This window comes from Methanofollis tationis, from assembly GCF_013377755.1.
In the GTDB taxonomy this organism is placed as follows: domain Archaea; phylum Halobacteriota; class Methanomicrobia; order Methanomicrobiales; family Methanofollaceae; genus Methanofollis; species Methanofollis tationis.
The window spans coordinates 1,718,209-1,731,300 of record NZ_JABXWR010000001.1 but is presented as its reverse complement, the minus strand read 5'-3'; the positions used below and the strand labels follow the sequence as shown (position 1 = coordinate 1,731,300).

Annotated in this window: 13 protein-coding genes; 4 read left to right on the top strand and 9 right to left on the bottom strand. The window is 60.5% G+C overall.

What is annotated here, in order from left to right:
* The first annotated feature begins 140 nt into the window (after nt 1-140).
* Nucleotides 141-1,355 carry a phosphoglycerate kinase gene (locus HWN36_RS09025; RefSeq protein ID WP_176789034.1) on the top strand — a complete coding sequence of 405 codons (1,215 nt, stop codon included), beginning with the start codon at nt 141-143 and terminating at the stop codon, nt 1,353-1,355.
* A gap of 31 nt (nt 1,356-1,386) precedes the next feature.
* Here the strand turns inward: HWN36_RS09025 and HWN36_RS09020 are convergent, their stop codons facing one another.
* The 7 genes from HWN36_RS09020 to HWN36_RS08990 all read right to left on the bottom strand — a co-directional run bounded on the left by HWN36_RS09020 (nt 1,387) and on the right by HWN36_RS08990 (nt 8,591).
* The gene (locus HWN36_RS09020) at nt 1,387-1,584 is read right to left on the bottom strand and encodes a hypothetical protein (protein WP_176789033.1); all 198 of its coding nucleotides are present in this window, start codon (nt 1,582-1,584) and stop codon (nt 1,387-1,389) included.
* Nucleotides 1,585-1,971: 387 nt separating this feature from the next.
* The gene (locus HWN36_RS09015) at nt 1,972-3,171 is read right to left on the bottom strand and encodes an FtsX-like permease family protein (RefSeq protein ID WP_176789032.1); all 1,200 of its coding nucleotides are present in this window, start codon (nt 3,169-3,171) and stop codon (nt 1,972-1,974) included.
* A gap of 7 nt (nt 3,172-3,178) precedes the next feature.
* Nucleotides 3,179-4,378, bottom strand: a complete 1,200-nt coding sequence (locus HWN36_RS09010; protein ID WP_176789031.1) for an ABC transporter permease — start codon at nt 4,376-4,378, stop codon at nt 3,179-3,181.
* Nucleotides 4,375-5,052 carry an ABC transporter ATP-binding protein gene (locus tag HWN36_RS09005; RefSeq protein WP_176789030.1) on the bottom strand — a complete coding sequence of 226 codons (678 nt, stop codon included), beginning with the start codon at nt 5,050-5,052 and terminating at the stop codon, nt 4,375-4,377. Before HWN36_RS09005 ends, HWN36_RS09010 begins: the two co-directional genes overlap by 4 nt.
* Nucleotides 5,045-6,214 carry an ABC transporter permease gene (locus HWN36_RS09000; protein ID WP_176789029.1) on the bottom strand — a complete coding sequence of 390 codons (1,170 nt, stop codon included), beginning with the start codon at nt 6,212-6,214 and terminating at the stop codon, nt 5,045-5,047. Before HWN36_RS09000 ends, HWN36_RS09005 begins: the two co-directional genes overlap by 8 nt.
* A 99-nt stretch (nt 6,215-6,313) precedes the next feature.
* The gene (locus tag HWN36_RS08995; protein WP_176789028.1) at nt 6,314-7,645 is read right to left on the bottom strand and encodes an FAD-dependent oxidoreductase; all 1,332 of its coding nucleotides are present in this window, start codon (nt 7,643-7,645) and stop codon (nt 6,314-6,316) included.
* Between the two features lie 7 nt (nt 7,646-7,652).
* The gene (locus HWN36_RS08990) at nt 7,653-8,591 is read right to left on the bottom strand and encodes a hypothetical protein (protein ID WP_176789027.1); all 939 of its coding nucleotides are present in this window, start codon (nt 8,589-8,591) and stop codon (nt 7,653-7,655) included.
* A 184-nt stretch (nt 8,592-8,775) separates the two neighbouring features.
* Between HWN36_RS08990 and HWN36_RS08985 the strand changes: the two genes are divergently transcribed.
* Nucleotides 8,776-9,522 carry an NrpR regulatory domain-containing protein gene (locus HWN36_RS08985; RefSeq protein ID WP_176789026.1) on the top strand — a complete coding sequence of 249 codons (747 nt, stop codon included), beginning with the start codon at nt 8,776-8,778 and terminating at the stop codon, nt 9,520-9,522.
* On the opposite strand, the gene HWN36_RS08980 is transcribed toward HWN36_RS08985, so the two are convergent.
* Nucleotides 9,513-10,286 carry a TrmB family transcriptional regulator gene (locus tag HWN36_RS08980; RefSeq protein WP_176789025.1) on the bottom strand — a complete coding sequence of 258 codons (774 nt, stop codon included), beginning with the start codon at nt 10,284-10,286 and terminating at the stop codon, nt 9,513-9,515. The genes HWN36_RS08985 and HWN36_RS08980 overlap by 10 nt on opposite strands.
* A 101-nt stretch (nt 10,287-10,387) precedes the next feature.
* Between HWN36_RS08980 and HWN36_RS08975 the strand changes: the two genes are divergently transcribed.
* On the top strand, nt 10,388-11,638 hold the full coding sequence (locus HWN36_RS08975) for a COG1361 S-layer family protein (RefSeq protein ID WP_246269890.1): 1,251 nt from the start codon (nt 10,388-10,390) through the stop codon (nt 11,636-11,638).
* Nucleotides 11,638-12,384, top strand: a complete 747-nt coding sequence (locus HWN36_RS08970; RefSeq protein WP_176789023.1) for a glucose-6-phosphate isomerase family protein — start codon at nt 11,638-11,640, stop codon at nt 12,382-12,384. The genes HWN36_RS08975 and HWN36_RS08970 overlap by 1 nt, the downstream gene beginning before the upstream one ends.
* On the opposite strand, the gene HWN36_RS08965 is transcribed toward HWN36_RS08970, so the two are convergent.
* Nucleotides 12,341-13,075, bottom strand: a complete 735-nt coding sequence (locus HWN36_RS08965) for an NAD+ synthase (RefSeq protein ID WP_176789022.1) — start codon at nt 13,073-13,075, stop codon at nt 12,341-12,343. The genes HWN36_RS08970 and HWN36_RS08965 overlap by 44 nt on opposite strands.
* Nucleotides 13,076-13,092 lie beyond the last annotated feature (17 nt).

The following is a 13,092-nucleotide window of genomic DNA, read 5'->3' as shown; positions in this document are numbered from 1 at the left end:
GCCTGTCAACGTCCGGGGGCAGCGCAGGAAAATAGTCCCGGTTTTGAACGGTCGTTTCTCCACTCCCGAGGACAAACAATATCATTTTATGTCTCCAACCGTCTAAGGAAACTATACCCTATACGGCGGCAGGTTGTCCTATGACGATTGGAACACTCACTGATCTCGATATCTCCGGAAAAACCGTTCTTTTGCGTGTCGACTTCAACTCCCCGATCGATCCCGCATCAGGCGAGATCCTGGACGACAAACGCTTCCGTGAGCACCTCCCCACGGTCAGGGCGCTGGAAGATGCCCGCTGCGTCATCCTCGCCCACCAGAGCCGGCCCGGAAAGAAGGACTTCACCACGCTCCAGGCCCATGCCGATAAACTGGAGCGCCTCCTGGGCCGTCAGGTCACCTATATCGACGACATCTTCGGGCGTGCAGCACGGGACGCCGTCTCATCCATGCGTGCCGGCGAGGTGCTGATGCTCGAGAACGTCCGTTTCAATGCCGAAGAAAACCTGACGCTCCTTCCCGATGCGGCGAAAGGGACACACATCTGCCGGAATCTCGCGTCGATGGCCGACGTCTTCGTCAACGACGCTTTCGGCACCGCTCACCGCTCGCAACCGACGGTGGTGGGCCTCCCGATGCTGATGCGCTCGGCCGCAGGTCTGCTGATGGAGCGAGAGGTCGCAACCCTCTCCCGGGTCTTTACCGGAGCGCCGCGGCCGGTCACCTTTATCCTGGGCGGGACGAAGGTGGACGACTCGGTGGCGGTCGCCGAAAACGTCCTTGAGAAGGGTGTTGCCGACCGGGTGATCGTCATCGGTGTCGTTGCGAACGTCTTCCTCATGGCGGCTGGCCACGAGATCGGAAAGCCCTCGACCGATCTGGTCGCCCAGCTGAAATACATGGGCGAGGTCGAGAAGGCGAAGGCCCTCCTCTCCCGCTTCGGGGAGAAGATCGTCATGCCCGACCAGGTGGCGGTGCGCGAGGCCGGCGGCCGGGCCGAGTACTCCCTGGACCGGATCCCCGCAGACGCCCCGGTGATGGATATCGGCACCGGAGCGCTCAGCGCGGTGAACGAGGTGATCAGATCCTCAGGTACGGTGGTGTTGAACGGCCCTGCAGGAGTCTTCGAGGACGCCGCCTTTGCGGTCGGAACCCATGAGATTCTCAGGACCTCCTCGAAGGTGCCGTTCTCGGTGGTGGGGGGCGGACACACAGCGGCGGTGATCGAGAAGATGGGGCTTGATTCGGCGTTCACCCACATCTCCACCGGCGGCGGGGCGTGCATCGAGTTTCTGACCGGGAAAAAACTCCCGGCCGTCGCCGCACTCGAACGCTCAAAAGAGATATTTGGATAGGCCGGTTTTGATCGCCTGACCCGAAGAAATCTCAGTCTTTTTTCTTCATTTCTGCGTATTTGAGGCGTTTGAGAATCTCAATGGCCTCTGCTTTGTTATTTTTCTCAAGACGCCCGAATACCTCCCTTACATCGTGATCCGAAGAGTTGAGGACGGTGCAGACCCCCTCAAGGTCAGGATTTTTACCGAGGTATTCTTTCAGGCGTTCAAACCCCTCAGATTCGATCATGATAGTTGTTATGATCACTCCTGGTAAAAACGTTTTCTTTTAATAGTTCCGAGTATTTCCCCCCTTTATCACTATATTCCTCATTTTTTTCAGATTTGTTGTCTCGCTCTTCGATAAACGCCTTCAGAACTTCCATCGAAAATTTGATATTTTTTCGGTGGAAACGCGGCGCCCGGAGCGATAGTCCGGATGTCCCCTTCTCTGCCATTCGTCCCCCCCAGGACTTTCTGACACGATGATGAGTGATGCGATCACTGTTATATATTGGTTTCTATGCCCCCAAGAATAGGATTTATTCAAGATTCTAATGGCTATGATCCGGGCATACCATAAAATAACCCGGCAATGCAAGCAGAAGGGGAAGTGAGACGATCCGCAATGACAGGATCACTCATAGCGCAGCGCCTCGATCGGATCGAGATGCGCCGCCTTCCATGCTGGATAGATCCCTGAGAGAACACTGGTCCCGATGCCAAAGACGATCCCGAGCAGGATAGCCCTGAGCCCCGCCGGATCTATGCCTGCCGGCGTGGTGCCGAAGCCTGCGAAGATCGTCTCGGCAACCAATGCCGAGATCGCATACCCGACGCCGATGGAGAGGAGGCCGCCGACCAGACTCCCGGCAAGGCCCAGGACCAGCGCCTCGTACAGGAACATGCGGAGGATCTCGCTGCGCAACGCTCCCAGAGAGCGCATGATCCCGATCTCGCGGGTGCGCTGGGTGACCGAAATGATCATCACGTTCAGGATCGAAACCCCTGCGACAAGGAGGGCGACAAGGCCGATGCCGAGGAGGAAGACCGATATGGCGTCGTAAGTCTGGTAGTAGAGTTCAAGGATCTCCCGCGAGTCCAGCACGTCCACCACCTCTTTTTGCCGGTTCATCTGCTCCTTCACTGCCGCCTTCACCGCCGGGACCTCATCGAGGACGGCGACCTTGATCACCACACGGTCATAGTCCTTCTCTCCCCGGCGGTCGGTATACCAGTCCCGCGTGACGACGACGGCGTAATCGGGATTGATATCGATCGCCATCCCCCGCTCCTCCAGTATGCCGGCCACCCGCACCTCCTCCCCGTCGAGGCCAATCCGCCCACCAGCCCTGAGATCGAACTCTTCAGCAAGGAGGGCACCGACCAGGACACTCTTCCCGGTCGGAAAGGAGCCCTCTGTTACGGCGAGGAGGAGGGGCATATCGCTCCGGCCAAGGACGATCATCGGCACATAACCGCCTTCCCTCTCTTTTTTCATCAGCACTGCCGTTTGAATGAGGGGGATAGCGGGGTTCGCTCCCGCAGCCCGTGCAATTCGATCTGCGTCCCGCTCCGAGATCCCGGTTGCGAGGGCAGACCTCGGGTCGAAGGGGTCTCCGCTTGCGGCGGCGAGGTGCGGACTGACGACGACGGTATCAGAGACATCAGCAACGAGGCCGGAGAAGAGAATGATGAGGTTCGAACCGAGGATGCCAAGCGAGGCGATGGCGAGCACGCCGATGACGATCCCGAGCGCCGCAAGCCCTGACCTGACCGGGTGGCGCCGCAGGTTCCTGAGGGCGAAGACCAGAAAGACTCGCCATAGCGATCGCACCCCACTTTCACCCCCGCAACGCGTCGATCGGCGCCATCCGTGACGCCTGCCATGCCGGGTACAGCCCCGCGGCCACACTTGTCGCCATGCCAAAGCCCATCGCAAAGAGGATATAGGCGATAGAGAGCGGGTCGAAGACGGTCGCCCCTTCACCGAAGGTAGTCCCGGCGGTGAACACCTGCAGGGCGGCGACGCTGATGAGATAGCCCCCGATAAAACTGAAGGCCCCGCCGACCAGGCTCCCGACAATCCCGAGAACGAGCGCTTCGTAGATAAACATCAGCAGGATCTCGCGGCGCAATGCACCGATGGACCGCATCACCCCGATCTCGCGGATTCGTTCGGTGACCGAGATGATCATCACGTTCAGGATGGAGACGCCAGCGATCACCAGGGATATCGCCCCGATACCGAGGAGAAACCAGCCCATCGCGGCATAAATCTCGTTCACCTGCCGCAGTATCTCTCTGGAGTCCACAACATCCACGGTCTTCTCCCGGCGGTTCATCAGGTTCTCGACCGAACCCTTCACGCCCTCGATCGCCTCCGGGTCGGTGACCCTGATGACGACGTAGTTGTAGCCGACCTTCTCAGGAAAGATCTCGAAAAATCGCTCTTTTGTGACGACGATTGCATAGTCCGGGTTGATATCGAAGGCAAGACCCCGCTCCTGAAGGACGCCGGCGACCGGGGCGGTCTCATCGCCGATCCCGATCCTGCTCCCGGCCCGAAGGTCGTACTCCCGGGCGAGATATACCCCGACCAGACAGGAGCGGGAACCGGGTCTGAGGTAATTGCCCTCCGAGAGGGAGAGGAGCGGAGGGATGGCATCGTAATCAAGGCCGATCACCAGGGCATAGCCCCCTTCCTTCCCGGCCGTCAGTTCGGCCGCCCCTTCAAGCACTGGCACCGTCAGGTAACCCCCGGCCGCCCGCCTGATCCGCTCCACGTCCGCCTCCGGGATCGTCGCCGCCACCGCCGTCCTGGGGTCGCCGACGATCCCGAGATCGCCGAGGGCGGTGTGCGGGGTGATCACCACCGTGTCGCCGACATCGGCAATCAGCCCGGCGGCAAGCAGATTGATAGCGTTACTCATCACCCCGAGGGAGGCGATCGCAAAGACCCCGATCACGATCCCGAGGGTCGCCAGCAGGGATCGGGCGGGGTGCCGCCTGATGTTCCTGAGGGCGAACGAGAAAAAGATCATACGATCTGACCGTCGACGATGTTGATCGTTCGCCGGGCGTATTCGGCGATTCTCGGGTCATGGGTGACCATGATGATCGTCTTGCCCCGCCTGTTCATCGCCGTGAGGAGTTCCATGATCCCGGTCCCGGTCTTTGTGTCGAGGTTTCCCGTCGGTTCGTCTGCCAGGAGGATCTCGGGGTCGTTGACGAGGGCGCGAGCGATCGCCACTCGCTGCTGCTGTCCACCCGAGAGTTCAGCCGGGGTGTGGGTGAGGAGTTCGTCCTCAAGGCCGACAGCGTGGATGACGTCCCGGCACGTCTGGCTGCACCCCCCCTTCCGCTCCTTTAAGAGCCGCGGGAACTCCACGTTCTCGAGGACGTTGAGGAGGGGGATCAGGTTGAACTGCTGGAAGATGAAGCCGATATGGTCGCGCCGCAGGGCGGTGAGTTCATCGTCAGAGAGCGTCCCGATGTCTTTTCCCTTGATGGAGAGTGTTCCCGAGGTCGGGGTGTCGAGGCAGCCCATCAGGTTGAGGAGGGTGGACTTGCCCGAGCCCGACGGCCCCATGATCGCCAGAAACTCCCCGGCCGGGACGTCGAGGGAGACGTGATCGAGGGCGACGACGTCGCCAGCCTGAAGAGGGTAGACCTTGGAGACGTCCACAAATCTGATGATAGGCTCCTGTTCAGTCATGGCGCAACGCCTCGATCGGGTTCAGATGCGATGCTTTCCAGGCCGGATAAAAGCCTGAAACAACGCTCGTCCCGATGCCGAACGCCATGCCGTACAGGATATAGACGAGGCTTGACGGGACGAAGAGGTATGACGTATCTTCCAGCATGACAATCACGGCAAGGTAGCCTCCGATAAAACTGAGGACGCCCCCGATGGCGCTCCCGATGAATCCAAGTATGAACGACTCGTAGATGAACATGCGCAGCACCTCGCCCTGCCGGGCCCCGATCGAGCGGATCACCCCGATCTCGCGGGTCCGTTCGGTCACCGACATCATCATCACGTTGAAGATCGAGACGCCGGCGACGACAAGGGAGATCCCGCCGATGGCGACGGTGAACGTCGAGATCCGGTTGAAGGTCTCGATGAGGGTCTCCAGGATCGCACGGGTGTCCAGCACGTTCACCACCTGCTCCCTCCGGTTGAGTTGATCATCGATGGCGGCCCTGACCGTGTCGATCTTGTTAATATCCCTGACCTTGACGATCACCATGCTCCAGTCATCGTCGCCGTAGAGGTCCCGGTAGAAGGCGTCTGAGACGACGACGGCGTAGTCCGGATTGATATCGAAACCGACGCCGCGCTCCTCCAGGATCCCGATCGTCCTGAGCCGCACCTCCTCTTCGCCGATTGCCACCCTGCTGCCCACGATCAGGTCGTATTCGTCGGCAAGGCTCGACCCGATCAGCGCCGTCGTCGAGCCTCGCAGGTAGACCCCGTCGCGGATCTCGAGGAGTTCGGGGATCTCTGACGGCCGCATCCCATAGATCTGGGCGGCGCCGATCTTACCGCCGATAACGATCCGGTCGCCGCCTGAATAGAGCGGGATCACCACGTTCGAACCGGCGGCCCGCTGGATCTCGATCACCTGCCGGTCGGTAATACCCCTGGACGACGCCCCGCCGAACCCGCCCCCGCCCCCACCCCCGCCGGTATGCGGGGTGATGACGATGGTGTCGCCGACAGTGGTCAGCGAGTCAGAGATGGAGAGGACGAGACTGTTGCCGAGGATGCCCATGGAGGCGATGGCGACGACACCGATAACAATCCCTATGACGGCGAGGAGGGAGCGCAGGAGGTTCAGCCTGATGTTCCTTCGGGCAAACTCAAAAAAGATCATGTCCTATGCTATCCTTGAGGGAAGGACTATATAATAAAATTGGCCGGGGGAGGGGAGAAAGCAGAGGGAGCACACACCCCATCCCGGCAGACTGGGGCGCTAGTCTATCGGGTGATCCCGCAGCCACGAGGAGGCATAGCCGATCAGCCCATGGACCCCGTCAGGAATCGGGTGGACGTCCAGGAGGCCGTCGAGGTCGTGGACCGTCCGGCGGTGGCGGATGGCGTCGGCCATATAGGTGGCGATGATCCCGGCGCCCGGCGATGCGGCCCAGACGCCGCGAACCTCACCACTCTCCCGGTCCACACGGATTTTTCCGATCCCGGTGTCGCCTGACGGGACCGACCAGAACGAGCCCGGACCTGCAGGGGCGGGCACGGAGAACTCAACACCGCTCTCCTCCGCTGCGGTGCAGAAGGCGAGCTCGTTTGCGAGGCTGATGCTCTGCGGGACGGCCGCAGGATCGAAACGACGGTCGATGCCCAGGATGTTCTCGGCGGCGACGACCCCCTGCAGGCGGGCGACCGGGGTGAGGAAGGGGCCGCCGGTCACGTCCCCGGCGGCATACACACCCTTCACCGAGGTCTCCATCCGATCGTTTACCCGCACCTCGCCCTTCGGTCCCTTTCTCACCCCTCCGATCATGGCGGCGTTGGGAACAAGCCCGGCCGCAAGCAGGACGGCGTCTGCACTGCAGGCCCCGGGTTCGTTCCCGCCGTAAGAGACGCTTTCGGCCCATCCATTGCCGGTGACCCCGCTGAATACGGCGCCTTCCTTGATATCGACGTCTTTGAGCTCTTTCAGGGCCAGACGGCGGAGACGGGGATCGAGCCCTTTCAGAAAGGCACTGCGTGCGAGCACGGTCACCCGGCTGCCGAGCATCGAGAAAATATAGGCGAACTCGGCCGCCTGGACACCGCCGCCAACGATGACGAGATCTCCGGGCAACGTCTCCATGCGCGGGAGCGTGTGGGCCGTATAGACGCCGGGGAGAGAGATCCCTTCCACCGCCGGCACTGCCGGCACCGAACCGGTCGCGATCACGACGGCCTCTGCCTCGACCTCTTCACCGTCGATGAAGACCTGCCGGCCGTCGAGCCGCGCCGTACTCCCGTAGAGGATCTCGACGCCGGCGTTTTTCGTCTCCTGATCGAGCACGACCCTGATCTTCTCCTGGACGCGGTCCATGCCCACCAGGAGGGCCGGGAAATGGACCTCAGGGGCGCCGTCCAGGATGCCGGCGGCGGCGAACTCGCGGTTCCGCTGCAGGTGCCGGGCGGCATCGTTGAGGGCGCAGACCGCCATGCACCCATAGTTCAGGCATTGACCGCCAATCGCCCCTTTTTCGACGAGCAGGACCTCACGTCCGGCATTGCCGAGCCTGACGGCCGCGAACCTTCCTGCGGGGCCTCCGCCGATGACGAGGATCATGGACAATCTAGAAGACCTCGACGCCTTCGTCCATCGGCATGGTGAGGATCTCGCCGGTGTAGGCATTCACCTCGACGATCTTGTCCCGCGCCTCGATCTCCCAGACCGGGACATAGATGAGGGTCAGTTCGGCCGTGATGTTCTTTCTGTCAGGCTTGAGCGTTTCCTCCTGGTAATAGATCGTGTCGCCCTCCTCGCGCTTGATACGCACGCGCTGGGTGAGGTTCTCGACCATTGCGGCGACCACCTGCGCTTCTGCGTCCTCTTTTCGAATCTTCGGCGTGAGCACCTCGCAGTTCTCGGGCATGCCGGTGTCGACGGCCTCGGAGACCTTCATGTCCATCGTGGTGCCGTTGATGGCGTTCAGCCCACCCCACCGGTCGGCTTCGAAGGAAACCCGATGGTTCACCACCGTCTGGGATCCGGTGCTGGTGCAGTGGTAACACCAGTACGGAACGAACCTGCACCGCACCGACCCTCGCTTCCCTGAGATGATCGAGGCATTCTTCTCGCTGATCTGCACCGGGAGATGGAGGATGGCGATCCCTTTTCCCACTCCAGGCCGGGGAACCGCCCCGGCCGGTTGCGCCACCGGTCCGCTGTCGAGTGCGATCCTGCGCCCGAAGATACCGGCAACCGCCGCTTCACCGGCATATCTGGCGATCTCCTCCTCGCCCCAGACGGTGCAGTTCGGTGCCCTCGCACCGGTGAAGGTCACCAGCACCTTTCTGCACTCCTGGACTCCATCCTCTCGTTTAAGACGGAATTTTCTCGTGTCAAAGCGGTCGATCACATCGGGATTGTCCGATATGAGCACCACAATACCGTCATCGTCGCTGACACCCGAGAGATCAAATGGCTCGTCGGCGCATTCGACCTCGTATCCCGCGGCTTTCAGGATCGTCTTCACAAGATCCTGCGCCCGCTCCCTCAGAACGCCTTCCATCTCTTTTTATATCGGCGTGAGGTATAGAACAATTTTGCTATCTGCACCAGCAGACCGGCCCGGAGGCTGCAGAGGGCGGTGCGGGCGAGGTGACGGAAAACCATGCGTAGCCTTCAGGTTGACGTCTGCACACCGCGCCGACCAGCATGGAATGATTTTTCTCTTTCTGTAGCAAGAGTATGGTGTGAATCACCCCCTGAAATTTCTCAACCACCTGATCGAAGAGGAGGCGATGCAGGTGACCTATGACCCTTCAGAGAACGAGGGAAAGGTCATTTACAATCTCTCTCTTGTGGATGCAGACGATCTGGATGCTGTTGTTGCAATCATGAAGGAGACCTACAGGGCAGGCATCAGCCCGAGCGGTCTGGTCCAGATCTTTCAAACCGGAGAAAAGGCCGGGGGTTACGCCGTTCCGAAGGGAAAGGCAGGGATATGCACCATCTGCTCGATCACCCTTGACGGCGTGATGATCAGAAGAGGCGCCCCCCTCCATCCGATCGGCGGGGGCGTTGTGCAGATCGAGAACGGAACTCCAAGGCGCTTCACCGATATGGTGCTCTATGATGCTACGACCATCGACCCTCTCGAACTGCTGGTGTCCCAGGAGATCACCAACGTCTCAGGGGTTATTGCGACAGGACAGGGAAACGTCCTCGCCAACCTCAGGGAGTGCCACATGGAGGCCGAGTCCACCGTTGCGGCCGTCATTGAAGACCTGGAGCGGAGCATGATCGCCGGCGTCCTTGAGATTGGACCGCCGAACGCCCCCATCCTCGGCTTCACCTGTTCACCCCAATATTTCGGCATCGCAATACTCGGCGGGACCAACGTGATGGCAGCGGTAAAAGAAGGCGGGTACCATGTCGAGATCAACTCGCTCAAGGGCCTGATCGACGTCTCCAGCCTCGAACCGATCCATCACTTCTGATCCCGGGCCCCGCCATAGCCCCGGATCAGGGACCAGTACCGGGAAAAAAAACGGTAAAACCCTTCAGACTCTGAGTACAGGGCGATTGGTATCTCCCCCTCCGAGCCCATCACCACCATTACCTTTGAGCCGTCTACAAAAACTATTCCTGCCCGCTCATTGCTCCCCATCTCCTTAGACCAGATCGAAGGGACGATGGTGCTGATCTGGATGCCGGGAAGAACCGTTTCCCCCGGTTTATTGGTGATCACATCCACCCTGACCCTGCCCGCTGCCAGGGACAGGGGTTCGCTGAGGTCCCCGATGAGATTCCAGCTCCCCAGCACCTCGACCCGATCAGTCGCCTGAGCGATGAGGTCCCTGATCCTGCTGATGATGTTTGCATCGCCGGTGATGGTCCAGACCAGCTCCTGGCCGCCCCCTTCGGGTGTCTTTCTCCGGTCGTAGAGTTCCTGGAGCGACTCTTTTGCATACGACGCCTTCTCGCTGATCCCTCGCATGAGGGAGTTGACTGCCTCCTCCGGCGGAATGGCAGAGAAGCGTTTCGGGGTGGTATGGGAGACGGTAACCAGATTCCTCTGGATGAGTCGGTCGAGGACAGGGTATGCCGATGCGCGGGGCACGCCTGAAAGCTCGTGGATTTCGGTCGCCGTCGCTCGGGTGACCTGGAGGAGGGCGACATAGACGAGCGCCTCATATTTTGTAAGTCCAAGCATTTTAAGGGCTTCTGCAATCGTGCCCGAGGATTCCGGAGAGGGGTGCATCACATAACTATTAATAGGATCTGCAGATAAATGTTGTTACAACAATAACAACACGGTGAACCCACATGGATATCAGGAAATTACTCTTTCTCAGTCTTTTTATGGCTGTGCTCACCGTCCCTGCTCTGGCCGGGGTGGAGTCTCTCTACGGCAGCCCGGATCTGTCTGCAACGGTCTCAGGCACCAATGAGTTCGCTCCTGGCGACGAGGTCACGCTCCAGGTGATCGTCTCGAACACCGGCCTGAACACGGTCATCCAGGTAACATCGTCCACAATATCCCCGCCAGACGCCCCGAACCTGGCTAAACTCGTCCAGGCAGGGCTTTCTGCAGGAAGCGCCCCCATCACGATCAAATCCGAGCCCCAGCAGATCGGCGATATCGCCGGCGGGGCGAGCAAGACGGTGAATTTTGTTGTGAAGATCGACAGGAATGCACCGGCAGGCTCCTATGACCTCCCGCTCAGCCTCACCTACACCTATGCGGACTGGACCGACTCCGAGAGTGGCACCCTCATCAGGACCGGTTATCTCAAAAAGACCGAGACGATCAACATCCCGGTGAAGGTGACCTCCGATGTGAACCTCGAGGTCGTATCCACCTCTACGGAGTACCTCAACGTCGGCACCGAGGGCTACCTCCACCTCACGCTCAGCAACACCGGCCACGAACAGGCGACGAAGGCCGTCGCAACGCTTGTGCGGGACAGTTCCAGCCCCCTGATCCCGACCGACGGGAGCGTCTATATCGGCGACTTCAACCCCGGAGATGTCGCCACGGTCACCTTCAAGGTCTCGGCCTCAAGCAATGCCGGAGCCCAGACCTATCCCATCGGCGTCTATGTGGAGTATAAAAAGAGCAACGGCGAGACCTCAAAATCAGATACTGAAACCGTAGGCGTACCGGTCGGCGGCAAGATCGAATTCGCCGTCGTCTCGGAGGCGCCGGTCGTCCGTCCGGGTGAGAAAGCCACCCTGGAGGTCACCTACAAGAACACCGGCGCCGCAATGGCGTATAATGCTCAGTCCAGGATCAGCTCAGTCGATCCCTTCACCTCCAGCGACGACACGGCGTACCTCGGCGACCTCGCTCCTGGCGAGACGGCGGTCGCCCGCTACTATGTGACCGTCGACGCAGGGGCGACGATCAAGCAGTATGGCCTCGACACCGAGATCAGGTACCGCGACGCCCTTGACAACAGCCAGATCTCCGACACGATGAAATTACCTGTCTCGGTGGAAAAAACCGGTTCAGCCACAGATATCTTCTCGAACCCGATCGTAATCCTCCTCATCGCCGCCGTCCTGATCGGGGCAGGGTATTATATCTTCAAAAAGCGCAAAGCCGAGTAATGTTTCACTGGAACGGACCACTGCCAGAGCCCCACATCCGCACTCTTGCCGATATGAACGGTGTTCTGGCAGCACCCCATAACGGGCCCGACGATCCCGACCGCCCCCTCTATTTTATGTATCGGGACCTTGCCCTGAATGAAGAAGACCGTTTGTGGCTTTCTGCCCGGTCACTGCGGTATGATATGACCGTGATCCCGCCGGGCGTCATCGGCCCCGAGTTCGTCAAGACAAAAGGCCACTATCACCCTGAAAACCCCGCCGGCGTCAGATATCCCGAGGTCTATGAGGTCATAGAAGGAGAAGCGCATTTTCTGCTCCAGAGGCCCGACGCCTCTGATGTCGTGCTGGTGAAGGCCGGGGCCGGAGATGTCGTCGTGATCCCGCCGGGGTTCGGCCATGTGACGATCAACCCGGGAAAAGTCGACCTGGTGATGGCAAATCTGGTCTCGACCGCCTTTTCAAGTGACTACGCCCCCTATGCGGCGATGGGCGGGGCCGCATGTTATGAGATGGCCGACGGCACGTTTGTCAAAAACCCGCGGTATCCAGGCACCGCCGCGGTGCGGCTGGCGGCGCCCCTGCCGGTGCCGGCCTTCTGCACGGCGCCGGGCACGCCTATCTACAGCCTTGTCGGAAGAGAGCGATGTCTCCGCTTCCTCAACCGTCCTGAAGAGTATATCGAGGCGTTTAGTGAGTGCCTCAGAGATGTGGGGGAGAACTGCGTTTGTGCTCCGAGGCCCTGACCCTTCGGAGCACCCGCTCTTCTATCTCGTTCCCTGCCTTCCAGCCTGAACGCTCCAGCGACTGCAGGGCAGCATCTATCTCGGGGTAGGTGAGGCCCAGTTCACCCTCGTCGGTCTGCCCTGCCCAGAGCCCGGCCGAAGGTGGTTTTTCGAGGATACGTTGCACGATCCCCATCGCCCGCCCCACCGCAAAGATCTCGGTCTTGTAGAGGTGAAGGATCGGCTGGATGTCTGCAGCGCTGTCGCCGTGTTTCGTGCAGTACCCAAGCATGTACTCGGTCCGGTTCGACGTGCCGCAGACGAGCCGCCCTTCCCGGTTTGCGATCGCATACAGGATCGCCATACGCGTTCTGGCCATCAGGTTGCCGGCGAGGTACGGCGTATCGGTGAGCCCGGAATAGCCTCGGTAGGCCTGGAGCACCGGCTCGATCGAGAGTTCCCGGTACTCGATCCCGATCGAACGGCAGAGTGCCTGTGCGTCTTCGAGATCCTCCAATACGGTCACCGCACTCGGGAGGCAGACGCCGACGACCCGTTCGGGTCCGACGGCCCGCGCCGCAAATGCGGCGGCGACGGCGGAGTCTATCCCGCCGCTGACCCCGACGACGATGCCGCTCGCCCCTGCACTCCAGACTGCATGGCGGATCATCTGATCCACCGCTTCCATCTCACATCCGATTGCTCTCTCCATTGCAACGGGCTCCTTCG

Excerpts from the sequence above, each read along its gene's own strand:
- HWN36_RS09025 (WP_176789034.1), top strand. The coding sequence starts at position 141 with ATGACGATTGGAACACTCACTGATCTCGATATCTCCGGAAAAACCGTT.
- HWN36_RS09020 (WP_176789033.1), bottom strand. The coding sequence starts at position 1,584 with ATGATCGAATCTGAGGGGTTTGAACGCCTGAAAGAATACCTCGGTAAA.
- HWN36_RS09010 (WP_176789031.1), bottom strand. The coding sequence starts at position 4,378 with ATGATCTTTTTCTCGTTCGCCCTCAGGAACATCAGGCGGCACCCCGCC.
- HWN36_RS09005 (WP_176789030.1), bottom strand. The coding sequence starts at position 5,052 with ATGACTGAACAGGAGCCTATCATCAGATTTGTGGACGTCTCCAAGGTC.
- HWN36_RS09000 (WP_176789029.1), bottom strand. The coding sequence starts at position 6,214 with ATGATCTTTTTTGAGTTTGCCCGAAGGAACATCAGGCTGAACCTCCTG.
- HWN36_RS08995 (WP_176789028.1), bottom strand. The coding sequence starts at position 7,645 with ATGATCCTCGTCATCGGCGGAGGCCCCGCAGGAAGGTTCGCGGCCGTC.
- HWN36_RS08990 (WP_176789027.1), bottom strand. The coding sequence starts at position 8,591 with ATGGAAGGCGTTCTGAGGGAGCGGGCGCAGGATCTTGTGAAGACGATC.
- HWN36_RS08980 (WP_176789025.1), bottom strand. The coding sequence starts at position 10,286 with ATGCACCCCTCTCCGGAATCCTCGGGCACGATTGCAGAAGCCCTTAAA.
- HWN36_RS08975 (WP_246269890.1), top strand. The coding sequence starts at position 10,388 with ATGGCTGTGCTCACCGTCCCTGCTCTGGCCGGGGTGGAGTCTCTCTAC.
- HWN36_RS08970 (WP_176789023.1), top strand. The coding sequence starts at position 11,638 with ATGTTTCACTGGAACGGACCACTGCCAGAGCCCCACATCCGCACTCTT.
- HWN36_RS08965 (WP_176789022.1), bottom strand. The coding sequence starts at position 13,075 with ATGGAGAGAGCAATCGGATGTGAGATGGAAGCGGTGGATCAGATGATC.